The sequence below is a fragment of the Bacillus sp. WMMC1349 genome (assembly GCF_013155385.1).
Classification (GTDB): Bacteria; Bacillota; Bacilli; order Bacillales; family Bacillaceae; genus Bacillus.
Genome location: NZ_JABJUQ010000007.1, coordinates 3,817,844 through 3,834,535, shown reverse-complemented (window position 1 = coordinate 3,834,535; position 16,692 = coordinate 3,817,844). Strand labels below are relative to the sequence as shown.

General features: G+C 39.5%; 17 protein-coding genes. All 17 read left to right on the top strand.

Annotation, left to right across the window (positions count from 1 at the left end; all coding sequences use genetic code 11):
- The first annotated feature begins 8 nt into the window (after positions 1-8).
- Positions 9-212 (top strand): hypothetical protein, encoded by a 204-nt coding sequence (locus tag HOO54_RS21845; protein WP_172299052.1) that lies wholly within the window; start codon positions 9-11, stop codon positions 210-212.
- Positions 213-216: 4 nt separating this feature from the next.
- Positions 217-1,449, top strand: coding sequence for a phage portal protein (locus HOO54_RS21840; RefSeq protein ID WP_172299050.1), 1,233 nt, complete (start codon positions 217-219; stop codon positions 1,447-1,449).
- Positions 1,442-2,038, top strand: a complete 597-nt coding sequence (locus tag HOO54_RS21835) for an HK97 family phage prohead protease (protein ID WP_172299048.1) — start codon at positions 1,442-1,444, stop codon at positions 2,036-2,038. Before HOO54_RS21840 ends, HOO54_RS21835 begins: the two co-directional genes overlap by 8 nt.
- 49 nt (positions 2,039-2,087) lie before the next feature.
- Positions 2,088-3,272, top strand: a complete 1,185-nt coding sequence (locus HOO54_RS21830) for a phage major capsid protein (RefSeq protein ID WP_172299046.1) — start codon at positions 2,088-2,090, stop codon at positions 3,270-3,272.
- Positions 3,273-3,324: 52 nt separating this feature from the next.
- Positions 3,325-3,618 carry a head-tail connector protein gene (locus HOO54_RS21825; RefSeq protein ID WP_172299044.1) on the top strand — a complete coding sequence of 98 codons (294 nt, stop codon included), beginning with the start codon at positions 3,325-3,327 and terminating at the stop codon, positions 3,616-3,618.
- Positions 3,608-3,934, top strand: coding sequence for a phage head closure protein (locus HOO54_RS21820; protein ID WP_172299042.1), 327 nt, complete (start codon positions 3,608-3,610; stop codon positions 3,932-3,934). Before HOO54_RS21825 ends, HOO54_RS21820 begins: the two co-directional genes overlap by 11 nt.
- Positions 3,934-4,317 (top strand): HK97-gp10 family putative phage morphogenesis protein, encoded by a 384-nt coding sequence (locus tag HOO54_RS21815; protein WP_172299040.1) that lies wholly within the window; start codon positions 3,934-3,936, stop codon positions 4,315-4,317. Before HOO54_RS21820 ends, HOO54_RS21815 begins: the two co-directional genes overlap by 1 nt.
- Positions 4,314-4,706, top strand: a complete 393-nt coding sequence (gene gp17 / locus HOO54_RS21810; protein WP_172299038.1) for a tail completion protein gp17 — start codon at positions 4,314-4,316, stop codon at positions 4,704-4,706. Before HOO54_RS21815 ends, gp17 begins: the two co-directional genes overlap by 4 nt.
- Before the next feature lie 18 nt (positions 4,707-4,724).
- Positions 4,725-5,303 carry a major tail protein gene (locus HOO54_RS21805; RefSeq protein ID WP_172299036.1) on the top strand — a complete coding sequence of 193 codons (579 nt, stop codon included), beginning with the start codon at positions 4,725-4,727 and terminating at the stop codon, positions 5,301-5,303.
- Positions 5,304-5,357: 54 nt separating this feature from the next.
- Positions 5,358-5,714, top strand: coding sequence for a phage tail assembly chaperone G (gene gpG, locus HOO54_RS21800; protein ID WP_172299034.1), 357 nt, complete (start codon positions 5,358-5,360; stop codon positions 5,712-5,714).
- Positions 5,715-5,725: 11 nt separating this feature from the next.
- On the top strand, positions 5,726-5,908 hold the full coding sequence (locus HOO54_RS21795; RefSeq protein WP_172299032.1) for a hypothetical protein: 183 nt from the start codon (positions 5,726-5,728) through the stop codon (positions 5,906-5,908).
- A 65-nt stretch (positions 5,909-5,973) separates the two neighbouring features.
- Positions 5,974-9,684, top strand: coding sequence for a phage tail tape measure protein (locus tag HOO54_RS21790; protein ID WP_172299030.1), 3,711 nt, complete (start codon positions 5,974-5,976; stop codon positions 9,682-9,684).
- The gene (locus HOO54_RS21785) at positions 9,684-10,520 is read left to right on the top strand and encodes a phage tail family protein (protein ID WP_172299028.1); all 837 of its coding nucleotides are present in this window, start codon (positions 9,684-9,686) and stop codon (positions 10,518-10,520) included. Before HOO54_RS21790 ends, HOO54_RS21785 begins: the two co-directional genes overlap by 1 nt.
- 12 nt (positions 10,521-10,532) lie before the next feature.
- On the top strand, positions 10,533-12,245 hold the full coding sequence (locus HOO54_RS21780; RefSeq protein WP_172299026.1) for a phage tail protein: 1,713 nt from the start codon (positions 10,533-10,535) through the stop codon (positions 12,243-12,245).
- A 36-nt stretch (positions 12,246-12,281) separates the two neighbouring features.
- A complete protein-coding gene (locus tag HOO54_RS21775) occupies positions 12,282-14,843 on the top strand; it encodes a peptidase G2 autoproteolytic cleavage domain-containing protein (protein ID WP_172299024.1) in 2,562 nt (853 codons plus the stop codon).
- 13 nt (positions 14,844-14,856) lie between these two features.
- A complete protein-coding gene (locus HOO54_RS24540) occupies positions 14,857-16,224 on the top strand; it encodes a phage baseplate upper protein (RefSeq protein ID WP_253907732.1) in 1,368 nt (455 codons plus the stop codon).
- A gap of 14 nt (positions 16,225-16,238) precedes the next feature.
- On the top strand, positions 16,239-16,685 hold the full coding sequence (locus HOO54_RS25280; RefSeq protein ID WP_375335817.1) for an XkdX family protein: 447 nt from the start codon (positions 16,239-16,241) through the stop codon (positions 16,683-16,685).
- Positions 16,686-16,692 lie beyond the last annotated feature (7 nt).

The window sequence follows — 16,692 nt, the reverse complement described above, 5'->3', positions numbered from 1 at the left end:
GTAGCAAAATGAAAATTGGAAAGATCAATATGTTTTTCTTGAGAGTATGGCAGTTTATTCATTTAAACTTGCATACTCTTTTATTTTTGGCTGGACTGCTTGTCATTAATTATGCTATTTATTTAGTCCATTCGGTTGCCGGGTTAATTACATCCGGTTTTTCCCTTGTCCTAATTGCTATCTTACTCAACCCCAAAGAAGAAGGGAGGTGATTAAGTGGCATTCTTTCGATCGATTGATAAAGAGCAACAAAGTCTAGCAGAAAAACAATTTAATGAAATCATTCTGGGTGTGGACGGCTTGTCTTATACATCAGTAAATGCCATTAAAAATAGTGACGTATTTACAGCAGTTCACACCCTGGCGTCAGACATCGCAGCGACACCCATCATGGTTACACAAAGTGGAATAGAGGATAAAGAGTCAGACTTGTTCAGATTGCTTAATGAAAAACCTAATGAATATTATTCAGGCTACTTTTTTAAATACATTCTTGTTGCAAACGCCTTATTAAACGGTCAATCGTATGCAGAGATTATAAAGGACAAGGAAGGCAATCCACTAGAGCTAGTCCATTTATTAAACAGTGAAGTTTATGCTGAGCAACTAGAAGATAGGAATGAAATTATATACCGGTATTATCCGTCTGGTGGCAAAGAAAGAACCTTAAAGCCTGAAAACATTTTACATCTTAAATTTGTCAGTCTTAACGGTATAACAGGGCTTGGACCATTATCTAGTCTCAAGTATGAAGTCGAAAGCCAGGAGGCGGGCAAGCGCCTTGTCACTGACTTTTTCAGAAGGGGCACGAATTTAAGCGGGATAGTCAATATTCAAAAGGGACACCTATCTCCGGAAGCAAAGGACAACATTCGTAACGAATTCGAGAAAGCCAATTCAGGTACCAGAAATCAGCAGAGGGTTGTTGTCCTCAGTGACAATGAGGAATTTAAACAACTTGAAATTAATACGAAGGTTCTAGAAATCGTCAATAACTATACGCATTCAACAAGACAGATTGCCAAAGTGTTTGGTTTGCCAGCCCATAAGCTAGGTATCGAGCAGGTCAACACATCACTAGAACAAGCGAATCTGGACTATCTAACAAATACACTATCAAACTACTTTACGGCTATTGCCTCCGAGCTGAATTTTAAAATGCTGCCGTATCCTATAAATCTAACAAAGAAATTTCAGTTCGATACAAGACGATTTAGGGAAACGGATGCGAAAACAAAACGAGAAAATGTCATTGCACTTCTCCAAAACGGCATTTTTTCACTTAATCATGCATTGGCTGAATATGGTTTTTCACCAATTCCAAACGGGGACAATCGTTACATGAGTTTAAACTATGTCAACATAGATCTCATGGACGAGATTCAGAAAGCGAAAGCAAAGAGCCTTCCGATCCCGTCAGCAAGTGAAGGAGGTGAGGGGAATGTCTAAGGAGGTAGAAATTAGAACGTTGAAAGAAGGGGCTTTAAAAGCTCATTCAGAGGAAGATGGTCCAAAGGTAATCAGTGGATACGCGTTAAAATTCGGTACGCGAAGTCAAAATTTAGGCGGATTCATTGAAATGATTGATAAAAGAGCACTAGACCATACGGATATGAGCGATGTAAGAGCATTAATCGATCATGATCCTTCTAAAATACTTGGTCGTACTTCTGCTGATACACTTAAACTAAATGTTGATGATATTGGCTTGCGTTTTGATGTTACATTACCAAATACCCAATATGCTAATGATTTATATGAAAATTTACGGCTTGGTAATATTTCAAATTGTTCTTTTGGCTTTCTGTTAGGGAAAGACGGGGACAGTTTTACAAGAGATCAAGAAACTGGCTTGCCATTAAGAAGCCTGAGAAATATTTCAAAGCTGACCGATGTGTCAGTTGTCACCTATCCGGCCTATGAGGATACAGATGTGTCCATTGCAAAGCGACATCTAGAGCAATTTCAAAAAAGAAACCGAAATCCAGAGAAAGAAAAGATTTTGTTGCAATTGGATTTGTTAAAAATAGAACTTTAAAAAGCACTCAAATCGTGGGTGCTTATTTTATTTGAAAAGGAGTTTTGACATGTTACACGAGAAAATTCAAGAAACACGTTCGCTTATTACGGAAAAACAAACTGCTATTAATGCAAAAATTGCAGATGCTCAAAAAAGAGCCGAAGAAGACAAACTAGATGAAGCGACTTCATTAAAAGACGAAGTCACAAAAATGAAAGCTGAGTTAGAAGATTTGAAAGCAAAACTCGCAGAGTATGAAGAATTAGCAGGACTCAAAAAGGAAGAAGTTAACTCAGAAGATAGACAGTACAAACCTGAAGAAAGATCACTCCCTGGAGACAAACGGAATCTTTTGCAAGAAAAACAGACAGAAGAAGTCAGAGCGTTTGAAACGTTTCTTAGAACCAAAGGTGAAACGCGAGAAGGTCTAAAATCTGATGGCGCAGAAGCGATTATTCCAATTAACGTGATCACCAAACCACAACAAGAGCCAGAAGATGTTGTGGATTTAGCTACGATCGTAAACAATGTCAGTGTAACAACTGCATCAGGTTCTTATCCTGTACTTGCGAATGCGGATACTGGTCTTGTATCTGTAGCAGAATTAGAGAAAAATCCAGAACTAGCAAAACCTAAGTTTAATAAAGTTCCTTGGGCTGTTGAAACATACCGTGGTCAACTACCAATCTCACAAGAAGCGATTGACGATTCAGGTGTAGATTTGACTGCAATTGTTGCGAACCATCTGCAACAAGTAAAACGTATTACCAAAAATACAAAAGTGGCTGAAGTTCTGCGCTCTTTTCCTGCCAAAGCAGTTACAGGAACCGACGAGATCAAACGTATATTAAATGTTGATTTAAAACAAGCCTATGCCCGTAATATTGTAGTAACAGCATCAGCCTTTCAGTTTCTTGATACCTTAAAAGACAAAGATGGACAATATATTTTACGACAAGACATTTCAACAGCAACAGGAAAAATGTTGCTCGGTAGTCCTGTTCAAGTTGTGGATGATACAGTTCTAGGAAAGAAAGCAGGAGATGCAGTCATGTTTATTGGTGACTTGAAAAAAGCCGTATTTTTCGCAAATCGTGTGGATGCTACAGCAAAATGGGTTGAGAATGATGTCTATGGTCAAGTTCTTTCACTTGCCGTTCGTTTTGATGTGAAAAAGGCAGATGAAAAGGCAGGTTACTTTGTGACAATTACTCCACCTGCACCAGAAAAAACTCCAGCACCAGCAAAATAAAAGAATGAGGGCGCGCATAGCGTCCCTTTTCTGTTTGTAAAGGAGTGATAGGATGACGCTGGAAAGGTTAAAGCTTGCCCTGCGGATTGACCACAATTTTGATGACGATTTAATTAAGCAGCTGAAAGATGCAGCAGAACATTACATTATGGATGCGGTCACTCTTTCACCAAATCGAGAGGCTTTTTTTAAAGACAACCCCAAATTTGATACAGCTGTGATATTTCTTGTTGGTGCCTGGTATGAACAGCGTGTTTCATCTATTGATAAAGCACTTGAAGAAATACCATTTGGCGTTACAAGTTTTATTCAGCAATTTAGAGGAGCTTATCGCGATGAGGTTTAGCCGTTTAAATACAAGAGTTTCTTTTGTTCATAAAAAGAATGGGAAAGATCCAGTTTCACGAGAAAATATTGAGATTCTAGAAACTCTATTTTCTTGCTGGGCTGAGATCAGAGAACAAAAATTAAGGGAAAAACTTTCAACGGTTGGCACTATATATGAAAACAGTATTACCTTTATTATCCGGTATCAGCAGATTAAGAAAGTAACAAATAATATGCATGTTCTTCATCATGATGAACTCTACGAAATAAAAGATATTCTCCCAAACTCACAAGATCAAGACTTGATCAATGTCTTTGCGGAGAAGGTGAGTTAATGGCAAGGCAGGATGATGGAACAAGAGATATTGCAAAAGAGTTGGACAAGCTTGCTAGAAAAAGGGTCAAGGCGGCAAAAGTTGCTGTTCAAGCAGGTGCGGAAATTTTTGCAGATGGTTTGGAACGTAACACACCATCTGGACGAAATAGCAGCCACCGAATGCACATGAAAAATAATGTGGTGTATTCAAAGCCCAGAGAAGATGGGGAGATTTATTCCAGTGTGGGCTATGGAAAAGAAACAGCGTCCCGATTGCACTTTTCTAACTTCGGAACGATTAAACAACGTCCACAGCATTTTATTGAAAGAACAACCAACGAACTAACAGAAATTGTGTTACGAAAAGTACAAGAGATTTACACAAGGGAGTTGGGATTATGATGCTACCTATTCAGGAAGTCGAAACGCTTCTAAGTGAAAATGAAAAACTCTCATCTCTTGTGGACACCAAGCGTATTTTCTTGGTCTATGTACCAGAGGAAGATCAAGACGTTCAAAAGGCGCCAATGATTCGGATAAATGAGCTTGAAAGCCACAGAAAAGATTATGCAGATGATAAGGCTCTAACATTTGAGGTTGATATACAAATAGATTTATGGACAAAGACGGTCAAAGACGCGCAGATGATACAGCCGATCATTGATCAAATCATGGCAGACAATGATTATCAACAATACGCATCTTCCTTTGATCGTGATCCTGATATTGCACTTTATCGTTATGCCCGACGATACAGAGCAACTAAATTAATTGATATTCAAAACATATAAAGTGGAAGGATGATATAAATGGCTCGAACAGGATTAGATGGCATTCGCTTTTCTGTACTTGATGAAAATGAAAAAGCGACATTGGTAAAAGTTATGCCAGGTGCAATTGAAGCAAAATTGGACGTTGCGTCAGAACTAGCTTCACTTTATGCCGATGACGGTCTTTATGCGGTAAAAAGTTCCGGTGTAGGTGAAACAAAATTAGAATTAGATTTAGCTGATTTAACGACAGAAGCAAAAAGAACACTTCTGGGGGTTCCTGTTGAAAATGGTATTGAACTATACCATAAAGACTTAGAACCTCCTTATGTCGGCATAACTTGGAGACAGCGACACCATGAAAAAGGTTATGTGTATTACGCTTTATTAAAAGGGAAATTCGCCATTCCATCTGCAGAAGGTAAGACAAAAGAAGACAAAGTTGACTTTCAAACGGATAAAATTGAAGGTCAATTTCTTGCAAGAAAATCGGATGGGCTTGTTTTCTTAGTCGGCTATGATCAAAATGAAGGTTTTACACTTGAAAAGTTTTATCAAAAAGCATATGGGGTCAACCCAGATGCACCAAGTCAACCGAGTACCAACTTAAATAAGTAACGGACAGTCTGTATTGACTGTCTTTTTTAACATTTAAAAAGGACGGGGAAAAATATGATTAAAGCTATTTTAAAAGACTATTCACAAGCAAAGGTCGATGATGAAGGAAATATTATGAAAGTACCGGAAAAGACTTATATAAAAGCCGTTGTTACATCTAGGCAAATGTACAGAGCGCTGGAAATTCATGCAATTGCTGAAGAAACAGAAATGAATGAGTTTGATCAAATGAAAGAATTACTCTATTTTGTTGTCGATTTATTTGACAATCAATTTACGTTCGACGATATCTTAGATGGTGTTCTTTCAGAAGATTTACTTGATTGGACAAGAGACATAACAGAACAAGTCATGATTGGTCATAAAAAAAAGGAGAGTCTGAAAAAGAAGGCATTGGAGGCTCAGAAATAAGAGGTAAGAATTTGACCTATCGGGAATACCTAGATCAAATAAAAAAGCTCTATACCGATTTAATGAAAAATGGTTACAAGCTTCATGAAATTGATGAAATGGATATTCACCGATTCTTTGATCTTGCGGATTATCAACATAAAGAAGAAAACAAACTTCTACCGGCTTACAAAATTCTGGGTGTGACTTTATAAAGGGGTGTCTGATATAGACGCTCTTTTTTGTATGTTCAAATACTTAAGGAAAGGAGGATAACCATTTGGCAACAGAAGGTAGACCGATAGGGAATTTAGTCATTAATACCACTTTAAACGATGCCGGAGTTAACAGAGGGATTACAGGACTTCGAAACAATTTAAAAACAGCCCGAACAGCAACAAAAGCAACAGTTCAAGAATTTAAAGCAATGGGCGATGGGCTTATGGCTAGTAAGAAACAAGTCGAAGGCTTATCAAATGAGCTCTCCATTCAAGAAAGAATTGTGGAAGAATACCGAAAAGCCTATGAAAAACAGGTAGAGCAATATGGTGAAGGATCACAGCAAGCCCAGAAATATGCACAACGGTTAAACACACAGATTCAGTCGTATCATTCGCTTGAAGGTTCTTTAAGACGGGCACGGCAACAATATCAACAACTTGAACAAGCGCAAAGAGAAGCCGAAGAAAGCACCGAGGGTTTAACGAATAGTCAACAAGAAGTTGGAGAAGCCTCCGAAGATGCGGGAGGGAAGCTCTCGAAATTTACGTCTTTTATAAAAGTGGGCTTAGTCGGTGCACTTTCTGCCGGTGTTGCTGGGGTGGCTGCTTTAACGGCTGCTATCGGTGGTCTTGGAGCGAAAATGTCACTTGATGCTCAGAGAACACAAGGTGAATTCCGTGCTCAATTGGGTCTGACTAAGAAAGAGGCTCAAGGCTTAACACAATCAGCCACAAGCGTTTGGAAAGATGGATTTGGCGAAAATATGGACGTTGTGACAGACTCGATTAAACAAGTTCGACAAAATATCAAGGGCTTAAGTGATAAGGATCTTAAAGAAGTGACTAAAGGCGCGATTATGCTTTCTGAAACCTTTGATGCAGATGTAAACGAGGTCACAAGAGCCGGGAACAATATCATGAAAGGTTTTGGTGTTGAAAGCAAGAAAGCTTTTGATTTGATGACCTATGGTGCACAAAACGGGCTTAATTTCTCAAACGAAATGTTTGATAACCTTTCAGAGTATGGCCCGTTATTTAGCAAAATGGGCTTTTCAGCTGAAGAATATTTTCAGCTTTTAAAGAAAGGTACTGATGCAGGGGTTTACAACCTTGACTATATCAACGATGTGATGAAGGAATTTCAAATCAGGGCAAAAGACGGTTCGAAATCAACAAGTGAAGCAATGGCTCAAATGTCTGGCAGTACACAAAAGGTATGGAAAAACTTCCTAAAAGGCAAGGGGACAGTAAAGGACGTTTCTAACGCTGTTTTAGGTGAATTAAAAGGGATGAAAGACCAAGTAAAAGCAAATAACATCGGAGTTGCTCTTTATGGAACTAAATGGGAAGACCTTGAGGCAGATGCGATGTATGCGCTTGGCGGCATTAACGGAAAAATTGGCGATGTAAACGGAAAAACAAAAGAAGCTGCAAAAGCGTTACAAGACAACTTCGGAACCCGACTTAAAAAGCTTGGTCGTTCTGCGATGGCGTCACTTCTTCCTATAGGTAACACCATTTTAGACGTATTAGAACCTGTTATGTCCGGTTTAGAAAACGGCATGAAAAGTCTAGAACCAACGATGAACAATATTGCCCGGGCAGGTGGAGGCATAAAAACCGTTTTTTCTGGTGTATCAGATATGTTTAAGGGAAATTGGGGATCTGGCGAAGACAAGCTTGCAAAGATATTTCCAAAATCGACAATTGATTTTATTAAAACGGGGATTTCTGGAATTAAACAAACATTTGCTAGTTTCAATCAGCAAGCACAGCCAATAATAACTAACGTTAAAGCTGGTTTTAATGCAATGGTACCTGTTTTTTTAGCTCTTGGAAATATAGCGAAAAGTGTCTTTTTAACTCTTGGTCCTCTAATCAAACAGGCACTTTCAGGTGTTTTATCTTTTATTGGTCAGATCATTGCACAATGGAAGATGTTTTGGCAACAAAACGGGTCCGTTATTTCTCAAGCTCTGCAAAATCTTTGGTCGGTCATTCAATTTATCCTTCCAGCAATCGTGGCCATTATACAATCTGTATGGGGAAATATTAAGGGCGTTGTAACTGGCGCGTTATCTGTTATACAAGGTGTCGTCCTTGTATTTTCTGGCTTGTTGACCGGGAATTTCGGTAAAATGTGGGACGGTATTAAACAAATCTTTTTCGGAGCAATAAAATTTATCTGGAATGCTGTTCAATTATCATTTGTCGGAAAAATACTTGGCGGGGCGAAGGCTCTTGCTTCAGGCCTAAAAGGAATTTTCCCAAAAATGTGGGGTTGGATAAAAAGCCTATTCAAAGATGGGGCAACCAATGCAGGCAAAATGTTTAACTTTATGAAAGAAAAAGCGCTAAGTATTGTGTCAAATATGAAAGAAAACATTGCCAAAAAATTCACAGAAATTGTGGAAGGCGCCAAAGCGTTACCTAAGAAAATGGGTGACGGTATTAAAAGTATGGCAGGAAAAGCGTTAAGTGGAATTAAACATTTGGCAAACAAAATGTCTGAGAAACTTGGTGGTGTTGTTAACGGTGTGATTGGTGGTGTGAACTGGGTTCTTGGAAAAATCGGTGTCGACGAAAAGCACCAAATCCCTGAATGGAAGGTTCCTAAATATGCAAAGGGCACCAGTGGACATCCTGGGGGTCTTGCTGTTTTAGGTGATGGATACAAGCATGAACCTTTCATGACACCAGACGGACAACTTGGAATCAGCCCAAATGTTCCAACTCTTATGAACCTTCCTCGCGGGACTCAAGTTATGGGCGGTAATGATGCCGAAAAAATGTTTGGCGGTAAAGTTCCTTTTTATGAAGATGGAACAGGAGGAAACTGGTTTACAAGGTTGGCTGGCAAAATAAAAGAACTTACCATAGATGTTTTTGACTATGTGTCTGATCCAGGAAAGTTACTCAACACAGTGTTAGAAAAGCTCGGTGTTCATGCTCCTAAAATGGCTGGTGGCTTTGGACAAATGGCCCTTAATGGATTTAAGTTTATCAAAGATAAGGCGATTGGATTTCTGAAAGATAAAATGCTTAATTTTGGATCATTTGAGGGAAAAGGTGGATCTGAAGACGTTAAGAAATGGGTTGCCCAAGCTTTAAGTATTAAAAAGATGAGTTCATCTTATGCCAAGGCATTAGAAACCATTGCAATGAAAGAGTCAGGAGGAAATCCTAATGTCGTCAATACTTGGGATTCTAATGCAAAGGCCGGGCACCCTTCACAGGGATTAATGCAGTTTATTCCTAGTACATTCAACGCAAATAAGGAAAAAGGGTACGGGAATATTAAAAACCCGGTTCACCAAGTATTAGCAGCGATCAATTATCTTAATAAAAGATATGGTGGTATTTACAATCATCCTGGTCTGAAATCAATGGCTCGTGGTGGTCGTTATATCGGCTATGATCAGGGTGGATTGATTACCCGAGATCATATGGCTGAGGTCCACAGAGGGGAAATGCTTCTCCCACTGCGTAAATTTAGAAGGAGTCAGGCTCATCAGGTTTTGAGTAAAGCTAGTTCAATGGTTGGATATAATCCAGAACCAAAGCAAACGATTGTTCAGACTGATAACAGTCAAGAAATTCAGTTATTGAAAGAACAAAATAGAACACTTAATGAAAAATTTGACGCTCTGATTGTACTAATGAAACAGCTTGTGATAAAAGATCAACATACTTACATCGATGGCCGGAAGGTAGACCAAGAAGATGCAAACCGTTATAACAAAGCTGCGTTTATAAGTGGGGTGAGGTAATGGAATTATTGATTGATTATGATAATGGATTGGGGGAGCAAAGCTTATCTAGTTTGCTGCCCTATTTTAAATTAATCAGCTTTTTACCTGAATCACCGAATGTTGATAGAGAAACGGTGACAATTCCCAGAATGAATGGGCTCGTATTGCCTCAACATCCACGGGATGTCACATATAAAGAGCGTAATGTAAAAGTAGAAATTCTGATTGATTCTATTATTGCAGAAAATTTCTATCAATATAGACGTGAACTTTATGCGTTACTGGTTAAACCTTTCCCGTACTATATTTCAAGTGACTTATTGCCAAACCTTCGTTTTCGCGTTACATGTGATGGGAATTTCAGTATTCAAAAAGAAAAGGGAAAAAATTATGTGGTTTTCACTGTGGACTTTAATAACTTTACAGGATTAGCCGAATCAAAATCTACTTCTCTAACAAAACAAAATTTTAATGGTGAACACTGGAGCCCGGGGATGAATATTCAAATGCGTGATGATCTAAAATACACGTTCAAAAATCAAAAAAGGTTTCAGGTCTATAACACTGGTGACGCCTATATTAACCCTATGCAGCATGATTATCATGTAACCTTACGAGCAAAAGGAAAAAATGTCACGATCATCAATCATACAAATGGTGAAAAGTTAAAAATAGAACGCGAGTTGAAAAAATCTGAGTCTGTGACTTTTGTTAAACAATATACGGTGATCAATAAAAAGCCTGTCAAAACATCTGGGAGGCTTCCGGGGCTTGATATCGGAATGAATGATTTTGAAGTGCAAAATGCCAATGATTTTGACATCACATTTGATACACGTTTCTACTATGCGTAAGGGGTAAGTGATATGGCAAATTTAGATTTTATTAAACAGATTGCACCAGACGCACAGAGGGTTTATAAAAAGCATGATATTCTTGCTTCCCTAATTATTGCTCAAGCCTGTTTAGAAAGTGGATGGGGTACAAGTGAGCTGGCGCAACAGGGAAAGAATCTGTTTGGAATGAAAGGTACGTATAAAGGACAATATGTCCTCATGTGGACAACTGAATATGATAAGAACGGAAAACCAACTTCCGTGCAAGCCAGATTTCGCAAATACCCATCTTGGTCTGAATCGATTCAAGACTTAGCCAAGTTATATGTCAACGGGACAAGCTGGGATCCTAATCACTATCAAGCTGTCGTAGGGGAAAAAGATTACAAGAAAGCAACAGCCGCACTTGTTGAAGCCGGTTATGCGACTGATCCGAATTACGCCATTAAATTAAATAGTTTAATATTTACTTACAAACTAACACAATATGACACTGTGGAAGGTGTCCCTGACGGACCAGATGTACCTGATACACCGACACCTGATCCCGAATTTCCTAGTAAAGAGTATGACGGGAAAGACATCACGCTCAATCAGAATCTACCTTCTGATGTTACCTTTCCACAACTGCACGTTTCAACAAAAGACGGGAAAAGTGTTGTCGAAATAACGGGCGTTTCAGTCGATCTGACGGACGATAAGACAGGGAAGAAGAGTTTTACCTTTACGATCACAAAAACACAGGAGAACACCATGGAATTTGATTTATTGGTGAATGATAATGTTCTGTATTTGGATGAGAGGAAATTCAATCATCAAAAGTATTACATTACAGATATTGAAATCCATCAAGAAAAAAATGTTCTAAGGAAAACCGTTACAGCAAGCCATATTTTCACTGTGCTTCTGATTAACAATCGCATCCATGAAACGGTCTCAAAAAAGCTAAAGTTAAGAGAGGCGTTAGATATTGCGTTAAAGGATACGAATTTCAAATATATTTTTAAAACGCCTGAAAGAGAATTTGATGCAGCAGAACAAGAAAATTTTGGGGATAAGAATTCCACAGAGTTGATGGATGAAATTATCCAAGATTACAAGCTTGAGATCGATGTCGATAACTATAAAATGTATGTTTATCAAAAGATGGGAAAACGGATTAATTTCACCTTAGATTCACGCTATAATATGCCTGGTATCTCCATTAAAATTAACTCACAAAACAGCACAACTAGAGCTTGGGGCTATGGTGCTTTGAAAAAAGGCAGTAGCGCAGATAGCAAAAAACCAAAATATGAATTTGAGCCGATTTTGTACATTCATCCAGATGAAAAAAAGTTTTTACTCGAAGGAAAACCACGTTGGGCAGAACCGATCAGGGATGAAAGATATAAAAAGGCGAGTATCATGGTTTCAGCGCTTAAAAAACATGTGAATCCATATCCTGAAATGACAATCGAGGCAGACTTTCAATATATCTATGAACCAAAACTATTAGAAATTGAACAGGACTTCTGGAAAGGTGATACGATTCATGTCTTAGCTGATACGGCAGATGGTATCACGTTTGAAGATGATGTACGGCTGATCTCAATTCAGTACAATCCTTTAGATCCTTACAGTAGTCCAAAATTGATATTCGCGAATTTCAGAAAAGATATTCAAGATATCGCCGTTAGTCAGGCTAAGCAGTTAAGAGATCAAAAACGATATATCAACCAACTTTTTCAAACGCTCAGATAGCGTTTTTTTATTTTTGTTTAAAAAGGAGTGAGGCAGATGGTGCAGCTGATAAAAAATTATGATCAAACGCGAAACTCCCGTCATCAAGCACAATTAAAATCAGATATGCAAAGTATTGAAAATACCTTAAATGATCACGAGTATCATTTGAAAAGTCATGAATTATCTAAAACAGCCCATACATCAAAACAAGTCGATCACGGCGGTTTTTCTGTGTCTTCGGTTTTAGAAGGATTAAAGAACAGAATACGAAATTTAATATTAAATACCGATGGGACCAACGTTAAAGAGGTAGTCGATTCGAGAGTTACAGCGGATGGTGAGGTATTTCCCTTACTTAAAGAGCGATTAGATACGGAGTATGGTAAGCTACTACAAAAAATCAAACGGACCGTAAATGTTGACGATTTCGGTGCTGATCCGACCGGTATAAAAGATAGTACAGAAGCATTTCAAAAAGCGATTGGTACCGGTAAAGTACGTCTGAACCTATCAGCCGGTACCTATATTGTAAAAGGCGTCAAACTTCCGTCTTGGACGTACATGGTTGGTCAAGGCATCGGTGTTACTACGATGAAACTGCACGAAGATACGCCAGCTAGTGAGTGGGTGGTCACGAACGCGGATCATGTAAAGGGAAACCGAAATATCGTTGTAGAAGGAATGTCGCTTGATTGGAATCCGGAGCGCCAGGGCGGTGTAAGTGCAACCGGTGGAATACATTCGAGCTGTCTTACCTTTGCCAATGTTACATTCGGGATTGCGCGAGAAGTAGAAGGCATTAATCCGGGGTTACATTGTTTTGATGCCTCTGCACCAAGCTATAATATTGCGGATGTTGATTATACAAAAAGTGGTTGCCGGTATATCTGGTTTGATCGATGCGTTGGTTCGGGGTATGGAGATGACGGAGTAACAACGCACTATAGTGAGTATATTTTTATCACGCAATGTGTGATGACCAATCCTAGTGGAAAGGCCCATCCAGTTGGAGAGGCAAATTCGAACGGTGTCGAGGTAGATGACGGGTCTAAAAACGTTTGGGTTATTGATTGTTATACGTCAGGGAATGTCCGTGGGGTTGAGGTGAAAGCACATCCGGAATGGCCGGCGCCTTCTAACGTCCACATTACAGGTTGTGAATCATTTCGAGATGTTCGCGCGTTTGATCTTCGTCACATTGGACATCACTTAGCAAACGAACCGTGGAGCGAAACGGCTCGAGACGTTTCGTTAGTCAATTGTACAGCGCGTGAACCAGTATTTAATGATCTCTGTGTGGGATTAGATCCACGAGCGCTTGTTGTTTCAGCTTATCAACATGTCATGATTTCAAACTTCCGAGCAATTGGCGATCCTACGTATAACTATAAAGGGACAACAATCATCGCTTTTCAATATAAGAGTCGAAAGATTAATGTTAACGGATTACAAATGCATGGTTTCGCAAAAGCTGGTACAGATATTCATGTGATCGGAGGCGATCAACGAACGGATGATGTTCATATCTCAAACTTTGCAATCCATGATTCGGCAAAAGTCGGTATTAGCTTAGGCGGTGGGGTATATTACGTTAATTTAATGAATGGTATCACACATACAAAAGGTGGGATAGCCGGTGTAACAGCGCCAAACAACCAAGCAAATATTGTTTCGGTGCGTGCTGTTGGATATACTGATGCGGCTGTGATCGCAGGTGAACGTTACCCCTTTGTTCCAAACAATATCAAGGGCGGTTTTAGAGCTGCATCAAGTTCTGGTTCTCCTTTGTCAGATACTAGCGCAATTATCGGCTCTACTGGTGGTGGCAAAGCTAAAGGTGACGCTAATGTATTGATCGGAACACGGGGAGGTTCCACAACAGAAGGCTCTCGGTCTGTTGTCATGGGTTCAAATAATTCCCATGTGAAAGGCAAAGATTTAGTTTCAGCTATGGTTCTCGGTTCTGTCAATGTCATAAACGACAAGAGTTATACCACAGTGTGGGGGTTCGGAAGTGAGCCATCAACGGCTAATAAACGAGTCGAAGTGAATGCAGAGGCTGGATCGGTACGAGGTACGGGAGCCGTCCAGAGCGTGTCAGACCTAAAGGACCTTGCGGAATACTTCGAATCTAAAGACGGAAACAAAATTGAATCTGGCTATCTGGTGACATTGGATGGCGATAAAATTCGAAAAGCGCAAACAGGTGAAAAAGTTCTCGGTGTTATTTCTGAAACTGCGGGCGTTATCATGGGTGGTGCAGCGTTTTACTGGAATGACCGATATCTTAGAAACGAGTTCGGTGGTTTGATCTATGAAACAATGATTAAAGATGGCCGTGAATATAAGATTCCGAAAGAAAACCCAGATTATGATCCTAAGATTGAATACACACCAAGAGAAGATCGCGATGAATGGCATGTAGTCGGTTTAGTTGGTCAGGTTTTCGTTAGAATTGATGAGACAGTAAAAACCGGTGATTTCATTGTACCTAACGATGGAATAGGTACAAAATCGGATAAAGGTAAAGGCCTTTATGTCATGCGAATCCGCAAAGACTTTAATAAAGATCAGGGTTACGGTGTGGCAAAAGTCTTTATTCATCCAGGAATATAACGGAGGTGGTTAAATGATATATAAAGACTCCGGCATTCAGTTCGATGTAAACGCACAAGTCAAACGCAATATATCAACTAGTATTCAATACAGTACACAAGACACTGGGACGGCAAAAATAACCTTTAAACTATTGAAAGACGGTGTACCATTGCCCATATCAAACGCGACTCACGGAAAACTGTTTATGAAGTTCGCGGACGGTAGTCACTTTTATGTTCATACGGAAGTCGGAGACGCTCTTGCAGGCGTTATTTTTTATGTCTTGACTTCGGAACAAATGAAGCATTTTGGGACAGTGCAGGCTGAACTTTATGTCAATTATGATAACGGTCAGAAAATGAGTATTCACAAGTTTTCTTTTAAGATTGATCAAGCTCTTGTGGATGCGGATATTGTCCCGATGGCAGAATATTATATCGAAGATTTTGAGACGCTCAAAACCCTTGTTCAAGAAAAGGCAGCACATGCAGACAACATATTAGACGAACTTCAAAAGAAGTTTGCAGAACTGAATAACGTTGAAACAAAAGACGGAGCGCAAGCAAAAGCAAACAAGGCAGAAGCAAACGCAAAACATTATACGGATCAGCATGCAGCGAATAAGGAAAATCCACACGCGGTGACGAAAGCGCAGGTTGGATTATCTAATGTCGAAAATATGAAGCAAGCATCGAAGATTGATTTTGACACGCACAATCAAGATTCTACTCGGCATATTACATCTACGGATCGTATGAAGTGGGATGGTAGTCAATTAACTAAAATATCTAATGACACTGGGGGCGTGTTGGTATCCATAGGAGATACGGATGATCTCTATTTGAAAATAGTTCAGTCCGGCAAACGGTTCGGAACTTTTTATTGCTCTGGGAAAGCCAAAAACTCGCCGAGTCCTCACTCGTCAAGAGGGATTTTTCATATGACTGGAACGGATGAAAAAGGACTAGGTACGTATGGTTATGTCATAGCACTTGATTGGAAAAACAACCTTTATACGAATTATATTGATCAAACGGAAGGCTGGCAGGGGTGGCAACGGTCTTTATCAACGTCAGATTTATCGCCGGAATGGAATGCGGCTACACTGATCAATGGGGCAAAGCAAGATTCAGCGTTCCCGTTACAATTCTCCGTCAATAATAATGTCTTATGGTTACGTGGCTCTTTCAGTTCCTTACCGGCTATCGGAACCATTGTGGCAAAGTTCACAATTAAGCTCTCTAGGCTTGTTGATTTTGTTGTACCTACAATTGGATCTTACGGAATCGCTCGTTTTTCTTTAACCACTGATGGGGAGCTGAGATATGACGGCATCATGGCGAATGATAATGCAAGTGTTACGAGAGTCTCATTTAATGTCGGAATTCCGTTATGGTAAGGGGAGGGAAAAATATGCACGTTCTTTATTATGATGCAAACTTTAAATATGCTGGTGAAGATGATGTTGAGATAAATGGTGATACATTACCGCCTAATAGTACGACAGTGCTAATCCCTGAAGGGCTATACGATCCTAAATACCAGCTAGAGAAAGGTGTGTGGGTTGAATCGGCTACACAAGAGTATATTGATAGCGTGAAGCCTTCTCCGCCTGAACCTAGTGCAACCGAGATTTTGAGGAAACAGGTTGCTCATCTATACTATATGATCTCAATAGAAGGATCAGAAAAGACGGCAGATTGGTTCACATATATGAAAGGCTTTTATAAAGACGGTCTGTGGACGAAGAAACAAATTCATGATGGAGTAGGTGCCGGAAAGATCACACCGAAACAATATGAAGAAATCATTGGAGAACCTTACGATTCCAATAAGCCTCCTAGCAACAAGACAGAATAACAGAACT

Bases quoted from the DNA above. Each gene is read 5' to 3' on its own strand.
- HOO54_RS21825 (WP_172299044.1), top strand. From the start codon at position 3,325: ATGACGCTGGAAAGGTTAAAGCTTGCCCTGCGGATTGACCACAATTTT.
- HOO54_RS21775 (WP_172299024.1), top strand. From the start codon at position 12,282: ATGGTGCAGCTGATAAAAAATTATGATCAAACGCGAAACTCCCGTCAT.
- HOO54_RS24540 (WP_253907732.1), top strand. From the start codon at position 14,857: ATGATATATAAAGACTCCGGCATTCAGTTCGATGTAAACGCACAAGTC.
- HOO54_RS25280 (WP_375335817.1), top strand. From the start codon at position 16,239: ATGCACGTTCTTTATTATGATGCAAACTTTAAATATGCTGGTGAAGAT.
- HOO54_RS21830 (WP_172299046.1), top strand. From the start codon at position 2,088: ATGTTACACGAGAAAATTCAAGAAACACGTTCGCTTATTACGGAAAAA.
- HOO54_RS21820 (WP_172299042.1), top strand. From the start codon at position 3,608: ATGAGGTTTAGCCGTTTAAATACAAGAGTTTCTTTTGTTCATAAAAAG.
- HOO54_RS21815 (WP_172299040.1), top strand. From the start codon at position 3,934: ATGGCAAGGCAGGATGATGGAACAAGAGATATTGCAAAAGAGTTGGAC.
- HOO54_RS21835 (WP_172299048.1), top strand. From the start codon at position 1,442: ATGTCTAAGGAGGTAGAAATTAGAACGTTGAAAGAAGGGGCTTTAAAA.
- HOO54_RS21805 (WP_172299036.1), top strand. From the start codon at position 4,725: ATGGCTCGAACAGGATTAGATGGCATTCGCTTTTCTGTACTTGATGAA.
- gpG (WP_172299034.1), top strand. From the start codon at position 5,358: ATGATTAAAGCTATTTTAAAAGACTATTCACAAGCAAAGGTCGATGAT.
- HOO54_RS21785 (WP_172299028.1), top strand. From the start codon at position 9,684: ATGGAATTATTGATTGATTATGATAATGGATTGGGGGAGCAAAGCTTA.
- gp17 (WP_172299038.1), top strand. From the start codon at position 4,314: ATGATGCTACCTATTCAGGAAGTCGAAACGCTTCTAAGTGAAAATGAA.
- HOO54_RS21845 (WP_172299052.1), top strand. From the start codon at position 9: ATGAAAATTGGAAAGATCAATATGTTTTTCTTGAGAGTATGGCAGTTT.
- HOO54_RS21780 (WP_172299026.1), top strand. From the start codon at position 10,533: ATGGCAAATTTAGATTTTATTAAACAGATTGCACCAGACGCACAGAGG.